We start from the raw sequence: 15,528 nt of genomic DNA on the forward strand, positions 1-15,528 counted from the left end.
TACGGGCCAGGAATCAGAGCTTATGAAACAGGGGCAGGTCGGATCGTTGTTCGCCGGTGCACGCGTCGAAGAGGCGGTGCCGTTGGCCCCACTGACCACCCTGCGGGTAGGCCCGGTCGCGCGGCGCGTAATCACCTGCGCCACTACCGATCAGGTCATCGACGTGGTGCGCGGGCTCGACACGCAGGGCCCCGGCAACAGCGGCCCGGTGCTGATTCTGGCCGGCGGCTCCAATGTGGTGATTGGCAGTGAGCTGCCGGACCTGACCGTGGTTCGGTTGGCCAACGACGCTGTAGTGGTCGACGGTAACTTGGTGCGCGCGGAAGCGGGTGCGGTGTGGGACGACGTGGTGGAGACGTCCATCGAGCACGGCCTAGGAGGGCTGGAATGCCTGTCCGGCATCCCGGGATCGGTAGGGGCGACCCCGGTGCAGAACGTCGGTGCCTACGGGGTGGAGGTTTCCAACGCCATCACCCGGGTGCGGCTGCTGGATCGAAGCAGCGGCGAGGTGCGCTGGACGCCGGCCGAGGAGTTGCGGTTCGGGTATCGCAGCAGCGTGCTGAAACGGGCAGACGGGCTGCGCCTGCCGGCGGTTGCGGTGGAGGTGGAGTTCGCGCTCGACCCGTCGGGGCGCAGCGCCCCATTGCGTTACGGCGAGCTGACAGCGGCGCTCGGGGCGGCCACCGGCGAGCGCGGCGATCCGCGTGCTGTGCGGGAGGCCGTGCTGGCGTTGCGGACCCGCAAGGGCATGGTCCTGGACGCGGCCGACCACGACACCTGGAGCGTGGGGTCGTTCTTCACCAATCCGGTGGTATCCCCGCAGCAGTACGAGCGGCTGGCCGTCGCCACCGAAGGCCCGGTGCCCCACTACCCGGCTCCGGATGGCGTCAAGCTGGCCGCGGGCTGGCTGGTGGAGCGGGCCGGGTTCGGTAAGGGATATCCCGGTCAGCATGCGCCGTGCCGGCTCTCCACAAAGCATGCGCTGGCCTTGACTAATCGCGGCGGGGCGACTGCGGAGGACGTGATGGTACTGGCCCGAGCTGTCAGAGCTGGTGTTCGTGATGTGTTTGGTATCACACTGGAACCTGAACCTGTCCTGGTCGGGTGCGCCCTGTAGCTGCTAGTTTTGGGTCGAAATGCCCCTGGCGCGTGTGTTTGCGGTGGGGCATAGGGTGTTTGGCCCGGTATCTTTGGTTGTCGTGACCCCTCCCAGCACCCCCCAGAGGTCAGGGCCGATCAATCGGCGCATGGCTTTGACGGCGCTTGGGCTCGGCGTGTTCGCGCCCGGGGTGCTCGCTGCGTGTGGCGGCAAGATCACCCCGCAGGCGGAGAAGAAGGCGCCGCCGGCAGCGAAGCTGACTTACCAGCCCGCGGACGCGACCCAGGACGTGGTGCCGATCGCGCCGATCAGCGTCACGGTCACCGACGGCTGGTTCCAGCGGGTGGCCCTGACCAACTCGGCGGGAAAGCCGGTGGCAGGCACCTTCAACCAGGATCGCACCGTCTTCATGACCACCGAGCCGCTCGGCTACGACGCCACCTACACCTGGAGCGGGTCGGCTGTCGGCCACGACGGCAAGGCCATTCCGGTCACGGGCAAGCTCACCACCGTGACGCCGAAGAAGAAGATCGACGGCGGGTTCCAGCTGGCCGACGGGCAGACCGTGGGTGTGGCGGCGCCGATCATCATCCAATTCGATGCACCGATCAGCGACAAGGCCGCGGTCGAGCGGGCGCTGACCGTACGAACCAATCCGCCCGTCGAGGGAAGCTGGGCGTGGCTGCCTGATGAGGCTAAAGGCGCCCGCGTGCACTACCGCCCGCGCGAGTACTACCCGGCCGGAACCACCGTGAGCGTCGACGCCAAGCTATACGGCCTGCCGTTCGGCGACGGTGCGTACGGCGCGCAGGATTTCTCGCTGAACATCCAGATCGGGCGTCGGCAGGTGGTCAAGGCCGAGGTGTCCTCGCATCGCATCCAGGTCATCACCGACGCTGGGGTCATCATGGACTTCCCGTGCAGCTACGGCGAGGCCGACAAGGCGCGCAACGTCACCCGCAACGGAATCCACGTCGTCACCGAGAAGTACTCCGACTTCTACATGTCCAACCCCGCGGCGGGCTACAGCAACGTGCACGAGCGTTGGGCGGTGCGGATCTCCAACAACGGCGAGTTCATCCACGCCAACCCGTCCAGCGCCGGCGCGCAGGGCAACAGCAACGTCACCAATGGCTGCATCAACCTGTCCACCTCCGATGCCGCCGAGTACTACCAGACGGCGATCTACGGCGACCCGGTCGAGGTGACCGGCAGCTCGATCCAGCTGTCGTACTCCGACGGTGATATCTGGGACTGGGCCGTGGACTGGGACACTTGGGTGGGCATGTCGGCGCTGCCGCCGCCGGCCGCGCACCCGCCTGGCACGCAGATCCCGGTCACCGCGCCGGCCACGCCGTCCACGGCGCCCACCCTGTCTGGCACACCGACGACCACGACGTCGCCGACGACCACTTCCTCGACGCCGCCGTCGACTAGTTCTGGGCCAGGTGGTTGAACCGCCGGGTCGCTGAGGCTTGGTCGCGGGGCCGGATGATGATCTGGTCCAGGTTTACGTGGGACGGCCGCGAGGCCACGAATCCGATCACCTCGGCGATGTCGGCGGCAACCAGCGGGGTCATGCCGGCGTACACGGCGTCCGCGCGCTGCTGATCGCCGTCGAACCGCACCAACGAGAACTCCGTCTCGACCGCGCCGGGGGCGATCTCGGTCAACCGCACCGGCTTGCCCAGTAGTTCGCCGCGTAGCGTGCGGTGCAGCGCGCCCTGGGCGTGCTTGGCCGCCGTATAGCCCGCACCACCGTCGTAAATCTCAAGGGCGGCAATGGAAGTCACCGTGACTATCAAACCGTCGCCGGATTCGATCAGCTTGGGCAGCAGTGCCCGGGTGACCCGTAACGTGCCCAGCACGTTGGTCTCCCACATCCATCGCCAGTGCTCCATGTCGGCGTCGGCCACCGCTGCCAGGCCTTTTGCCCCGCCGGCGTTGTTGACCAGCACGTCTACCCGGTGAAGTTGGGCGGCCAGTGCCGCCACGTCCTCGTCCTTTGTGATGTCAGCCACAATCGCTGTGCCGCCGATCTCGGCTGCCAGCGCCTGCACGCGGTCCGAACGACGTGCCACCGGGACAACGTGAAAACCTTGGGCTGCAAGCGTTTTGGCAGTTGCTGCGCCAATTCCGGAGCTGGCGCCGGTAACCACCGCAACTCGGGTTGGCGCATCGGGAGAACTCACCGGGACAACTGTAGTGAACAGTGCTAAATTTTCGGTGTGTACTGCAGCGCCTTGTTCGGCACCACGACCGCGTGTCTCTACGCGGGCGCGTGTTGTTGTCGCGCACGTTGCCGCGCCTGAGCTGACGCAAGTCGCGGGTGTGGCCAGGGACCAGGCCAAAAAGACTCCGACAAGGACTGCCAGTGCACTCGACTACTTTCACCCACCATTCACATAGCCGCGTACCCGGCTCGAACGCAGCGCTACGTTCGTACCGTCAGGTGGTGCCGCCGGCACTGCACCTGTCCGACTCCGCGGCCGCATCGGTGTTCCGGGCGGTACGGCTGCGGGGACCGGTCGGCCGAGACGTCATCGCCAATGTCACCTCACTGAGCATTGCCACGGTGAACCGCCAGGTCATCGCGCTGCTCGACGCCGGCCTGCTGCGTGAGCGCGCCGACCTGGCGGTGTCCGGGGCGATCGGACGCCCTCGGGTGCCGGTGGAGGTCAACCACGAACCATTCGTGACGCTGGGCATTCACATCGGTGCGCGCACCACCAGCATCGTCGCCACCGACCTGTTCGGTCGCACGCTGGACACGGTCGAGACCCCGACGCCGCTCAGCGCACCGAACACCGCGCTGACGTCGCTGGCCCACAGTGCCAGCCGCTACCTGCGGCGTTGGCATCGGCGCCGGGCGTTGTGGGTCGGCGTGGCGATCGGCGGAACCGTCGACAACGCCAGCGGCTTAGTGGACCACCCCCGGTTGGGCTGGCGGCAGGCTCCCGTCGGGCCGGTGTTGGCCGATGCGCTGGGCCTGCCGATCTCGGTGGCTTCCCACGTCGACGCGATGGCCGGAGCCGAACTGCTGCTCGGGATGCGACGGTTCGGACCGAACTCGTCGACCAGCCTGTACGTGTATGCGCGCGAAACGGTGGGCTACGCGTTGGTGATCGGCGGCCGCGTGCACTGCCCGTCGAGCGGCCCGGGCACCATCGCACCGCTGCCGGTGCAGTCCGAGCTGCTCGGCGGTTCGGGGCAGCTCGAGTCCACCGTCAGCGACGAAGGCGTGCTGGCGGCTGCGCGCCGGCTTCGCATCCTTCCGGGAGTCGCCGCGGCCAATCACACCGGCGCGTCGACCGCCGCAATGGGCGACCTGCTGCGGGTCGCGCGTGCAGGTAACCAACAGGCCAAGGACTTGCTGGCCGAGCGGGCCAAGGTGCTCGGCGGCGCTGTCGCACTGCTGCGCGACATGCTCAACCCCGACGAGGTGGTGGTCGGCGGGCAGGCGTTCACCGAGTTCCCCGAGGGAATGGAACAGGTGAAGGCCGCGTTCGCCGAGCGTTCGGTGCTGGGACCACGCGAAATCCGAGTCACCGCCTTCGGCAACCGGGTGCAGGAGGCCGGTGCCGGTGTCGTCTCGCTGGACGGCCTCTACGCCGACCCGCTGGGAGCGATGCGCAGGTCCGGGGCGTTGGCGCCACGGCTGCCCGACGCCGAGCCCGCTGCCCTGGCCAAGTAGGCGCGCGCCACGCAACCCGGCCACCCGCAGGCGTGCTGTAAAGATGAAAGGGTGCGGTTCCCCGTCGTTCGCGAAGACGAGCCCCTGCTGACTCGAGGCGCCCGTGGCGGAGACGGCCCGCGCCGGGTCGCCCTGCTGGCGGTGCACACCTCGCCGCTGGCCCAGCCCGGGAGCGGGGACGCCGGCGGGATGAACGTCTACGTGCTGCAGACCGCGCTGCACCTGGCCCGGCGGGGTATCGAGGTGGAAATCTTCACGCGGGCCACCTCATCGGCCGACCCGCCGTTGGTGCGGGTCGAACCCGGGGTGCTGGTGCGCAACGTGGTCGCTGGGCCGTTCGAGGGTCTGGACAAGTACGACCTGCCCACCCAGCTGTGCGCATTCGCCGCCGGAGTGTTGCGCGCCGAGGCCGCCCATGAGCCCGGCTACTACGACATTGTGCACTCGCACTACTGGCTGTCCGGGCAGGTCGGCTGGCTGGCGCGGGACCGCTGGGCGGTGCCGTTGGTGCACACCGCGCACACCCTCGCCGCGGTCAAGAATGCCGCCTTGGCCGACGGGGACACCGCGGAGCCGCCGCTGCGGACGGTGGGCGAACAACAGGTGGTCGAGGAGGCCGACCGGCTTATCGTCAACACCGATGACGAGGCACGGCAATTGATCTCCTTGCACCAGGCCGATCCGGCACGGATCGACGTGGTGCATCCCGGCGTCGATCTGGACGTGTTCCGGCCCGGTAACCGGTATGCGGCGCGAACCGCGCTCGGGTTCGCGCATGACGAACCGGTGGTGGCGTTCGTCGGGCGCATCCAACCGCTGAAAGCCCCCGACATCGTGTTGCGCGCGGCGGCGCGAGTTCCGGGCGTGCGGATCGTGGTGGCTGGAGGGCCGTCAGGCAGCGGCCTGGGTTCACCGGACGGCCTGGCACGGCTGGCCGACGACCTGGGCATCGCGCAGCGGGTGACGTTTCTGCCCCCACAGTCCCGATCGGAGCTGGCCAGGTTGTTCCACGCGGCGGATCTGGTTGCGGTGCCCAGCTATTCGGAATCTTTCGGCCTGGTCGCGGTCGAGGCGCAGGCTTGCGGCACCCCGGTGGTGGCGGCCGCGGTCGGCGGGCTGCCGGTTGCGGTGCGTGACGGTATCACCGGCACGTTAGTGGCCGGCCACGAAGTTCAGCGGTGGGCGGTGGCCATCGACGAGCTGCTGCAAGTCATCGCCGGGCCTCAGGGGCGGGCGATGAGCCGCGCGGCGGCCGCGCATGCGGCCACGTTCTCATGGGAGAACACCACCGACGCGTTGCTGGCCAGCTACCGGCGCGCGATCGGCGATTTCCGGGCCGAGCCTCACCGCCGAACACCCGACCTCGTCGCCAAACGCCGGCCCCGGCGCTGGACGGCACGCCGCGGAGTCGGCGCATGACATCGGCGGTGCAGCGGGTGATCGAGGATGCGCTACGGGCCAGCGACCTGGAGTACTCCGCACACGAAGGGGCGCACGGCGGACTGCCCGGCTTGATCGTGGCGCTGCCCGGTGAGCGCCGCCTGAAGACCAACACGATCCTGAGCATCGGCGAACATTCGTTGCGCGTCGAGGCGTTCGTGTGCCGCAAGCCCGACGAGAACCACGAGGGCGTCTACCGCTTCCTGCTCAAGCGCAATCGTCGGCTCTACGGGGTCGCCTACACGCTGGACAACGTCGGCGACATCTACCTGGTCGGCCGGATGTCGCTGGCGTCGGTGGATGACGAGGAGATCGACCGGGTGCTCGGCCAGGTGCTCGAGGCGGTGGATGCGGACTTCAATACGTTGCTGGAGCTGGGTTTTCGGTCGTCGATCCAGAAAGAGTGGGAGTGGCGGGTGTCCCGCGGCGAGTCGCTGAAGAATCTGGCGGCGTTCGAGCACCTGATCGACGAAGACGACTGATATTTGCGCGAGCCCGGCGTCACGGTGAAACGTCCCCGGCGGTTTCGCAGTGCGGTCACGCTCACCGTCACTCGGGGAGCCCGTGAGAGACTGGCCGGCATGGGTGACACGGGCACGCTGGTACTGCTCCGCCACGGCGAGAGCGAATGGAATGCGCTGAACCTTTTCACCGGTTGGGTGGATGTCGGGCTGACGGACAAGGGCCGCACCGAGGCGGTGCGCGCCGGGGAGTTGCTGGCCGAGCAGAACTTGTTGCCCGATGTGCTGTATACCTCGTTGCTGCGGCGGGCCATCAGCTCCGCGAATCTGGCTCTGGACGCTGCTGACCGGCTGTGGATCCCGGTGCATCGCAGCTGGCGGCTCAACGAACGCCACTACGGCGCACTGCAGGGACTGGATAAGGCCAAGACGAAGGAACGCTACGGCGAAGAGCAGTTCATGGCCTGGCGGCGCAGCTACGACACCCCGCCGCCGGAGATCGAGAAGGGCAGCGAGTTCAGTCAGGACACCGACCCCCGCTACGCGAACATCGGCGGCGGCCCGCTGACCGAATGCCTGTCCGACGTGGTAATTCGCTTCCTGCCGTACTTCACCGATGTCATCGTCCCGGACCTGCGCCTCGGCAAGACGGTGCTGATCGCCGCGCACGGCAACTCGCTGCGCGCGCTGGTCAAGTATCTGGATCAGATGTCCGACGACGACGTCGTTGGACTGAATATCCCCACCGGTATCCCATTGCGCTACGACTTGGATGCCGAGTTGCGCCCGGTGGTGGCCGGGGGCACCTACCTGGACCCCCAGGCGGCGGCCGCCGGCGCAGCCGCAGTGGCCAGCCAGGGTGCGGCGAAAGCCTGATTTCGACCCGGGGAGGGCCGGTTGCTGAACAGCGCGTTAACGCGAGCGGAACACCTATGCCCAAGACTGTGACTTGTCCGATTTCGGCCTCGTCCCGCTAGGGTGGCGTTCACCCGATTTGTAGGATTCGGCATGTGACTGTGTTCTCGGCGCTGTTGCTGGCCGGGGTATCGTCCGCGCTGGCGCTGATCGTCGGAGTTGCGGCCGGAATGCGGCTGTCGCGGCGAGTCGGGCAGCAGCATCAACAGCGCAGCGAGTGGACGGGCATCACCGTCGCGCAGATGCTGCAGCGAATCGTGGCCCTGATGCCAATGGGCGCGGCGGTGGTCGATACCCACCGCGACGTCGTCTTCCTCAACGATCGCGCCAAGGAGCTCGGTCTGGTACGTGACCGCCAGCTCGATGACGACGCCTGGAAGGCCGCCAAGCAGGCGCTGAGCGGTGTGGACGTCGAGTTCGACCTGTCGCCCGGCAAGCGTTCGACCTCCCGGTCCGGGTTGTGCGTGCACGGGCACGCCCGGCTGCTTAGCGAGGAGGACCGCCGCTTCGCGGTGGTGTTCGTGCTCGACCAGTCCGACTACGCCCGGATGGAGGCGACCAGGCGTGATTTCGTGGCCAACGTCAGCCACGAGCTCAAGACGCCCGTCGGCGCCATGGCGCTGCTGGCCGAGGCACTGCTGGCGTCCGCGGATGACACCGAGACGGTTCGCCGGTTCGCCGAGAAGGTGCTGATCGAGGCCAACCGGCTGGGTGACATGGTCGCCGAACTGATCGAACTGTCGCGGCTGCAGGGGGCCGAGCGACTGTCCAACGTTACCGATGTCGAGATCGATAACGTTGTGGCCGAGGCGATTTCACGTCACAAGGTCGCCGCGGAAAACGCCCAGATCGAGGTTCGTACCGATGCCGCCAGCGGACTGAAGGTGCTGGGCGACCAGACGCTGTTGGTGACCGCGCTGGCCAACCTGGTGTCCAACGCAATCGCGTACTCACCGCGCGGGTCGTCGGTGTCGATCAGTCGGCGCAGGCGAGGCGACAGCGTGGAGATCGCGGTCACCGACCGGGGCATCGGGATCGCGCTGGAAGACCAGGAGCGGGTTTTCGAGCGGTTCTTCCGCGGCGATAAGGCGCGGTCGCGCGCGACAGGTGGCAGCGGGCTGGGGCTGGCCATCGTCAAGCACGTGGCCGCCAACCACGGCGGCAGCATCGGGGTGTGGAGCAAGCCGGGGACCGGGTCGACTTTCACCCTGTCCATCCCGGCGTCCGGCGTGGCGGGTGCCGAGCAGGACAACGCGCAAACCGAGCAGAGTCTGAGCCGCGAATTCAGGCCCGGGTTGCCGCAACGAGAGGAAGAGCTGAGTCGATGACACGCGCTGACGACGATGCAGAGCGCGACAAGAAGGAGTGGGGCAAATGACAAGCGTACTGATCGTGGAGGACGAGGAGTCGCTGGCCGACCCGCTAGCGTTTCTGCTGCGTAAGGAGGGCTTCGAGGCCACCGTGGTGACCGACGGCCCCTCGGCGTTGGCGGAGTTCGACCGGACCGGTGCCGACATCGTGCTGTTGGACCTGATGCTGCCCGGGATGTCGGGCACCGATGTGTGCAAGCAGCTGCGGGCGCGCTCCGGCGTTCCGGTGATCATGGTGACCGCCCGCGACAGCGAGATCGACAAGGTCGTCGGCCTGGAGCTCGGGGCCGACGACTATGTCACCAAGCCCTATTCGGCGCGGGAGCTGATCGCGCGGATTCGCGCTGTGCTGCGCCGTGGCGGCGACGACGACTCCGAGATCAGCGACGGCGTGTTGGAGTCGGGGCCGGTGCGGATGGACGTCGAACGGCATGTCGTCTCGGTCAATGGCGACGCGATCACGTTGCCGCTCAAGGAATTCGACCTTCTCGAGTATCTGATGCGCAACAGCGGGCGGGTGTTGACCCGGGGCCAGCTGATCGACCGGGTGTGGGGCGCGGACTACGTCGGAGACACCAAGACGCTGGACGTTCACGTCAAGCGGCTGCGATCCAAGATCGAGGCCGATCCCGCCAACCCGGTGCACCTGGTGACGGTGCGCGGGCTGGGCTACAAGCTCGAGGGCTGACCCGACGGCCGGTACCGGCCGTGTTCGGTGACGACGGCGGTGATCAGCGCGGCCGGGGTGACGTCGAAAGCCGGGTTGAACACATCGGCGTCCGCCGGGGTGATCGCGGTGCCGCTGAACATCCTGAGTTCCTCGGGCGCACGCTCCTCGATTGCGATGTCGGTGCCGGTGGCGACCGAGGTGTCGACCGTGGACGACGGCGCGACCACCACCAACGGCACGCCGTGATGACGGGCCGCGATGGCTAGGCCGTAGGTGCCGATCTTGTTGGCGACGTCGCCGTTGGCGGCGATGCGATCTGCACCGACCAGGACGCAGTCGACGAGGCCACGGGCCATCGCCGCGGCAGCGGCGCCGTCTGCCTGCACCCGGTAAGGCACGCCGGCCTGCGCCAGCTCCCACGCGGTGAGCCGGGCGCCCTGCAGCAGCGGGCGTGTCTCGTCGACCAGTACCGACTCGACCAGCCCGCGTTCGTGTAGGTGCCAGACGACGCCGAGCGCGCTGCCCCACGCCACGGTGGCGAGATGACCGGCGTTGCAGTGGCTGAGCAGCCGCAGGGGGCGGCGATCGCACGCGGCGAGGACGATCTCGGCGGCGTGTGACGACGCGATGCGGTTCAGGTGTTCGTCTTCGTTGAGGATTTCCAGGGCTTCGGCCAGCACGGCTTCAGCGCCTTGGTCGAGTTTCTCCAGAGCGCGGGCGACTCCCCAGCCGAGGTTGACCGCGGTCGGTCGCGCCTTGGCGACCCGCTCGGCGGCGGCCACCGGGTCGCCTCCCTCACGGATCGCGAGCACTACGCCGAGCGCCCCGGCCGCACCGAGTGCCGGGGCGCCGCGCACGGCCAGCCGGCGGATAGCGTCGATCAGCGTGTCGACGCTGCGCAGCCGTAGCACGCGATAGTCGGCGGGCAGCGCCGTCTGGTCGATGATCGTGACCGCGTCACCGTCCCAGTCAATGGTTCTGCGCACCAGCCGACCCTAGCTGCGGCCGGTACGGGGAGACCTCGGGACTTCCGGTCAGCGCGGCGACGACCTGCTCGGCCACCGCGAGCGCCATCGCCATGATCGACAGCTGCGGGTTGACCTCTGGGCAGCTGGGCAGGATCGATGCGTCGGCCACCCACACGCCGTCTACGCCGCGCAGCCGTCCGACCGGATCGACCGGGCAGACCTGTTCGTCGGAGCCGGCGGCGGCGGTCCCGGTCGGGTGGAAAGCGGAAAGATGCAGACTGCGGGGATCGCTGCGGGACAACACATCCTGCAATTCCGCCACCGACTTCACCGGGCTCGCTCCGGGCAACCCGGTGAGTACTTCGACGGCACCCGCGGCGAACAGCAGTCGACCGATCGCCTGGAGCGCGAGCCGCAATTTGGCGACGTCGGCTCCGGCGATGTCGTAGCGCACCACCGTTTCGCCGCGCACCGAATGCACGGAGCCGACGCCGCGGTCGGCCACCATCGCACCGAACGTCGCGATCTGCGGTGCCCGCGCCAGCCAATGCAGCAACTCGGTCCCGAAGCCGGGGAACACGATTGACCCCATGCCCGGTGGAGTGGAGGTGGCCTCGATCAACACGCCGTCGGACTCGTGGAATTCGTGCACGGCGGCGCTCTGCAGCACCCCACGCCAGGCGTACACGTCGTCGTCGAACCGTCCGGCCAGCAGCGTCGCGGGATGCAGCGCAAGGTTGCTGCCTAGGCGGGGGTGCCCACCGATACCGCTGCGCTGCAACAACATTGGCGTCTCGGTAGCGCCAGCGGCGACCACCACAGTTTCGGCCAGCACGTCGATGGCGGTGCCGTCCGGGCGTCGTGCGCGCACGCCGCGGGCGCGTCCGTTCGTGACAAGCACCCGTTCGACGCAAGCCTGTGAGACGATCCGCGCCCCCGCGGCGCACGCCTGCGGCAGGGCGTTGAGGTGCACGCCGAATTTCGCGTTGTGCGGGCAGCCGATTGCGCACTGGCAACAGCCTTCGCAGCCCGGGGCGTTGCGGGGGATGGGTGCGGCCTGCCAGCCCAGCGAACGGGCGGCGTCCAGTAGCAGATTTCCGTTGCGGCCCATAACGTTTCGTGATGTGGGTGCCACCTGCAGGGTGCGCTCGACTTCGTCGAGGTAGGTGGCCAGGCGCTCGGGGTCGGCCAGTTCGAGGCCGAACTCGCGCTGCCAGCGCCGCTGCACCGCGACCGGTGGCCGGTAGCAGGTGCCGGAGTTGACCACGGTGGTGCCGCCCACGGCGCGGCCCATCGGCAAGACCACCGACGGGCGGCCCAGCGCGATGGTTGCCCCGGCGCCACGGTAGAGGCCGGCGTAGCGGTCGATCGGGTGCGTGGTGCGGAACTCCTCGACCGTCCAGCGCCGCCCCTCTTCTAGGACGACGACATTCAGTCCGGCCTGGGCCAGCGTGCGGGCCGCCATCGCGCCGCCGGCTCCGGATCCGACCACTACCGCGTCGGCGGTCAGGACGGAGGCGCTCTCGTCGGACGGTGTCACGTTCAGCTCCGCGTCTGGGCGGACCGCGACGTCGCGCTGGGCCCGTGAGAGCAATTCGGCGGCGTACGTGTCGGCGCCGTTGGCCAGCAGCATGACCACCTTGAGACCTTCCACCGCCGCCCCGGCGTCCGGGTGCAACGCGGCGATGCGATGCAGCACCTCTACTCGCCGCTGCGGGCTCAGCCGCGCCAGCGAGCGGCCGGTGGTCAGATAGCTTGCCGCCGTCACTGACACCAGCCCGGCCTGGATAGCCAGCCGCGAGGTGGCCGGCATCGCAGTGAGGTAGCGGTCGAGCCGCTCCGCGAGTAGCGCCGCGGCCGGACCGCCGTGCTCCTCGGGCAGTAGCGCCGTGCCGAACGCGGCGGCGGCGCGGTCTGCGAGGCGGTTCACCCGCGTTGCCCGAGTGCGCGTCCGAGCTTGAGGAAGAGCGGGTAGGTCGCGAAAATGGCCCCGGCGGCGGCGTGTGCCGGCCAGTCCAAGTCGTCAGTGTCCAGGCTGAAAGCGCCGCTGTTCCACATGAAGTCGCGGCCGTTGCGGGCGCGGAATGGGCGCCACAGGAAGCCCAACCCGGGCACGTTGTTGTACAAACCGAACGAGCCGGCGAAGAACACGCCGAGGACGGCGGCCTCGACGAGGTCGCGGCGCTGCGGGGGCAGTGCTCGCTCGAGAAGTACGCCGGAGGCGAACAGCAGTGGCGGGTCCAGGGCGAAGCTCATCACGGAGTCCTTTCGTTGACGGGAGGCGCCTGCTCTCCGCGCAGGCCCACTTCGGCGTGGCCGGTGCCCAGCACCGACCACTGGCGGTCGTTGATCTCGACGTAGACGTCGGCCTGCTCGGTGTTGGTGCACACGCAGGTGCCGCCGTCGGGGTCGGTGTATTGCAGGCTCACGCATCGCTGCGGCGGCTGGTCGACGCGGATCAGTACCTCACGGCCATCGATGCGCCCCTGCAGCTGCCAATGCCGCAGGCCCAGGGTGGTCCGCATCCGTAGCGCCGGTCCTTGACCCAAAGGCCCTGCGGGCCAATCCGTTCCGTCGATACGGAAGCGGATGAACGCCAGCGGCGGCAGCCGGCGCAGCCCGGGTTTGGGTGACTGCGCGGTGACCGCTTCGAGCACGTTGCCGTTGCCGAAGTCGGCGTGCACCCAGCCCCAGCGTTTGGCGTTGCCGTGGCCGTAGATGTGTGCGACGTTGCCGCGCCAGCCGTCGATGCATCTGGTGCTGTCGTCGATGGTGAGGGTGCCTGCGAAGTCCGCCGTCGGAGCCAGTACCACCTGGGCGCCGGGCAGCAGCTCGCGTTCCCACGCGACGCGCGGAAACGTCCACAGCGGCGCAGCACTGTCCTTCCAGGACAGGTCCCAGGCCAGTGATCCCGCAGCGCCGGTCAATCCCTGCGGACCCACCGCGGCGCCCGCAGCTTCGAACCAGGTGGGGCCGGTCGCTGGCGCGACGGGCTCGGGGCCGAACCGTTCGGTACGCGGTGGGCCCTCGGCGGGAAACCAGGTGACCCAGCCGTGGGCGTAGGGAGCCCCGTCAGTGGGCGCCACCGTCTCGCAGTGCACCCATAACCCGGCACGCGTCACGGGATCGGACAGCGTGCAATACCAGACCTCGAGGCGTCCTTTGGCGCCGCGCCAGCGGGGGTGTGCCGCTAGAACGTGGTCGACTGGCTCATCCACTTGTATGCCTCCTCGGCCGGACGGGACCGACACGCCGGTTCGGGTTCGCCGGGTAGCGCCCGATCCAACTATATTGGTTGAGCCAATGAGCCAGTCAACCCCGATACCTCCGCCCGACCGACAGCGCGTCGACGAACAGATCGCCGCGTCGATCGCCGACGCTATCCTCGACGGCGTCTTCCCACCCGGTTCGACCCTGCCACCCGAACGTGAACTCGCTGATCAGCTGGGCGTCAACCGCACCTCGCTGCGGCAGGGACTGGCCCGCCTGCAGCAGATGGGCCTGATCGACGTGCGGCACGGCAGCGGCAGCGTGGTGCGCGACCCCGAAGGCCTCACCCACCCCGCAGTGGTGGAGGCGCTGGTGCGCAAACTTGGCCCGGAATTCCTGGTCGAGTTGCTGGAGATCCGCGGCGCACTGGGACCGCTGATCGGAAGGCTGGCAGCGCAACGCAGCACTCCGGCCGACGCGGATGCGCTGTGCGCCGCGCTGACCGCGGTCGAGGACTCGGCCACCGCCGTGGCCCGGCAGAGCGCCGACCTCGCCTACTTCCACGTGTTGATCCACAGCACCCGCAATCGCGCGCTGGGGTTGTTGTATCGGTGGGTCGAACAAGCCTTCGGCGGCCGTGAACACGAACTCACCGGAGCTTACGAAGACCCTGAGCCAGTGGTGGCCGACCTACGGGCGATCACCGACGCGGTCTGTGCGCGCGACGAGGCGGCCGCCGCGGCTACCGTCGAGGCGTATCTGAACGCCAGCGCGCTGCGGATGGTGCTGGCCTATACCGGCACCCGCGCCCCGAGCGCGCCGGCTACTGGGCCGCCCGCGTCGCCGGATGCACCGCGATAAGCCCTAATTGACTGCGCCGCTTGCACATTGCGGCCAGCTCGGCGTACGCCTTCTCGCCGAGCAGCTCGGTGAGCTCGTCGGCGAGGCTCTGCCATACCGGGGTGGCGCCGACATGCGCGGCTGGATCACCGGTGCAATACCAGTGCAGGTCGGCGCCGCCGGATCCCCAGCCGCGCCGGTCGTATTCGGTGACGAACGTCTTGAGGATCTCCGTGCCGTCCGGCCGCGTCACCCACTCCTGGCTGCGCCGGATCGGCAGCTGCCAGCACACGTCGGGCTTCATAGTTAGCGGCGGCACCCCCAGCTTGAGGGCCTTGCTGTGTAACGCGCAGCCCACGCCGCCGGCGAACCCGGGCCGGTTCAAGAAGATGCAGGCGTTCTTGTGTTTACGGGTGCGGTACTGCGGCTCACCCTCGTATTCGTCCATCTCCAGGTAGCCCTTGCGGCCCAAGCCCTTATCGCGGAACTGCCAGTCGTCGGCGGTCAGCTTCTTGACCGCGTCGTCCAGCCGGGCGCGGTCGTCGTCGTCGGACAGAAACGCGCCGTGCGAGCAACATCCGTCGTCCGGCCGGCCGGCCACGGTGCCCTGGCAGGCCGGCGTGCCGAACACGCACGTCCATCGCGACAGCAGCCAAGTGAGATCGGCAGCGATCAGGTGCTCGGAATTGTCGGGGTCGTAGAACTCCACCCATTCACGGGCGAAATCGGGTTCGACCTCTGTTCCGGGCAGCGAGTTGGCCACGGGTGCAACGTTAGTCCACGATTCGGCCCGCTACCGGCTGAGACGCTTGGGTAGGCGTCGACGTCGGCGCCCGCAAGCCAAGCGCGGGTCGCGAGACG

At 68.6% G+C, this 15,528-nt stretch carries 15 protein-coding genes; 9 read left to right on the forward strand and 6 right to left on the reverse strand.

The genetic code is table 11. The features are described 5' to 3' along the window. Positions 1-22 precede the first annotated feature (22 nt). Together H0P51_RS04115 and H0P51_RS04120 are read left to right on the forward strand one after the other, a co-directional pair. A complete protein-coding gene (locus tag H0P51_RS04115) occupies positions 23-1,117 on the forward strand; it encodes a UDP-N-acetylmuramate dehydrogenase (protein WP_180916767.1) in 1,095 nt (364 codons plus the stop codon). A 19-nt stretch (positions 1,118-1,136) separates the two neighbouring features. Next, positions 1,137-2,555: a L,D-transpeptidase gene (locus H0P51_RS04120; protein WP_180916768.1), complete on the forward strand. Its 1,419-nt coding sequence runs from the start codon at positions 1,137-1,139 to the stop codon at positions 2,553-2,555. On the opposite strand, the gene H0P51_RS04125 is transcribed toward H0P51_RS04120, so the two are convergent. Next, positions 2,533-3,291 carry an SDR family oxidoreductase gene (locus tag H0P51_RS04125; protein ID WP_180916769.1) on the reverse strand — a complete coding sequence of 253 codons (759 nt, stop codon included), beginning with the start codon at positions 3,289-3,291 and terminating at the stop codon, positions 2,533-2,535. The two genes, H0P51_RS04120 and H0P51_RS04125, sit on opposite strands and share 23 nt — an antisense overlap. Before the next feature lie 182 nt (positions 3,292-3,473). Between H0P51_RS04125 and H0P51_RS04130 the strand changes: the two genes are divergently transcribed. From H0P51_RS04130 to regX, 6 genes are all read left to right on the forward strand, one after another. After that, positions 3,474-4,793 (forward strand): ROK family transcriptional regulator, encoded by a 1,320-nt coding sequence (locus H0P51_RS04130; protein WP_180916770.1) that lies wholly within the window; start codon positions 3,474-3,476, stop codon positions 4,791-4,793. 51 nt (positions 4,794-4,844) lie between these two features. Beyond that, on the forward strand, positions 4,845-6,212 hold the full coding sequence (gene mshA, locus H0P51_RS04135; protein WP_180916771.1) for a D-inositol-3-phosphate glycosyltransferase: 1,368 nt from the start codon (positions 4,845-4,847) through the stop codon (positions 6,210-6,212). Further along, entirely contained in the window at positions 6,209-6,715 is a 507-nt protein-coding gene (locus tag H0P51_RS04140) for a type III secretion system chaperone family protein (RefSeq protein ID WP_180916772.1), read from the forward strand. Before mshA ends, H0P51_RS04140 begins: the two co-directional genes overlap by 4 nt. A gap of 99 nt (positions 6,716-6,814) precedes the next feature. Beyond that, entirely contained in the window at positions 6,815-7,570 is a 756-nt protein-coding gene (locus tag H0P51_RS04145) for a phosphoglyceromutase (RefSeq protein WP_180916773.1), read from the forward strand. Positions 7,571-7,704: 134 nt separating this feature from the next. Further along, the gene (locus H0P51_RS04150) at positions 7,705-8,937 is read left to right on the forward strand and encodes a sensor histidine kinase (protein ID WP_180916774.1); all 1,233 of its coding nucleotides are present in this window, start codon (positions 7,705-7,707) and stop codon (positions 8,935-8,937) included. Positions 8,938-8,983: 46 nt separating this feature from the next. Further along, on the forward strand, positions 8,984-9,667 hold the full coding sequence (regX, locus tag H0P51_RS04155) for a two-component sensory transduction protein RegX (protein ID WP_180916775.1): 684 nt from the start codon (positions 8,984-8,986) through the stop codon (positions 9,665-9,667). Here the strand turns inward: regX and mtnA are convergent. The 4 genes from mtnA to H0P51_RS04175 are packed head-to-tail and all read right to left on the reverse strand — an operon-like array spanning position 9,649 to position 13,835. Beyond that, positions 9,649-10,635 (reverse strand): S-methyl-5-thioribose-1-phosphate isomerase, encoded by a 987-nt coding sequence (gene mtnA, locus H0P51_RS04160; RefSeq protein ID WP_180916776.1) that lies wholly within the window; start codon positions 10,633-10,635, stop codon positions 9,649-9,651. The two genes, regX and mtnA, sit on opposite strands and share 19 nt — an antisense overlap. Further along, positions 10,619-12,547, reverse strand: a complete 1,929-nt coding sequence (locus H0P51_RS04165; RefSeq protein WP_180916777.1) for a GMC family oxidoreductase — start codon at positions 12,545-12,547, stop codon at positions 10,619-10,621. Before H0P51_RS04165 ends, mtnA begins: the two co-directional genes overlap by 17 nt. Then, on the reverse strand, positions 12,544-12,873 hold the full coding sequence (locus H0P51_RS04170) for a hypothetical protein (RefSeq protein WP_180916778.1): 330 nt from the start codon (positions 12,871-12,873) through the stop codon (positions 12,544-12,546). Before H0P51_RS04170 ends, H0P51_RS04165 begins: the two co-directional genes overlap by 4 nt. Continuing rightward, on the reverse strand, positions 12,873-13,835 hold the full coding sequence (locus H0P51_RS04175; protein ID WP_180916779.1) for a hypothetical protein: 963 nt from the start codon (positions 13,833-13,835) through the stop codon (positions 12,873-12,875). The genes H0P51_RS04170 and H0P51_RS04175 overlap by 1 nt, the downstream gene beginning before the upstream one ends. Before the next feature lie 85 nt (positions 13,836-13,920). Here H0P51_RS04175 and H0P51_RS04180 point away from each other — a divergent pair, with 85 nt between their 5' ends. Then, positions 13,921-14,688 (forward strand): FadR/GntR family transcriptional regulator, encoded by a 768-nt coding sequence (locus H0P51_RS04180; protein WP_180916780.1) that lies wholly within the window; start codon positions 13,921-13,923, stop codon positions 14,686-14,688. Here the strand turns inward: H0P51_RS04180 and H0P51_RS04185 are convergent. Beyond that, positions 14,651-15,430: a DUF3109 family protein gene (locus tag H0P51_RS04185; RefSeq protein WP_180916781.1), complete on the reverse strand. Its 780-nt coding sequence runs from the start codon at positions 15,428-15,430 to the stop codon at positions 14,651-14,653. The genes H0P51_RS04180 and H0P51_RS04185 overlap by 38 nt on opposite strands. Between the last annotated feature and the right edge of the window lie 98 nt (positions 15,431-15,528).

The organism is Mycobacterium vicinigordonae, from assembly GCF_013466425.1.
GTDB classification, from domain to species: Bacteria; Actinomycetota; Actinomycetes; order Mycobacteriales; family Mycobacteriaceae; genus Mycobacterium; species Mycobacterium vicinigordonae.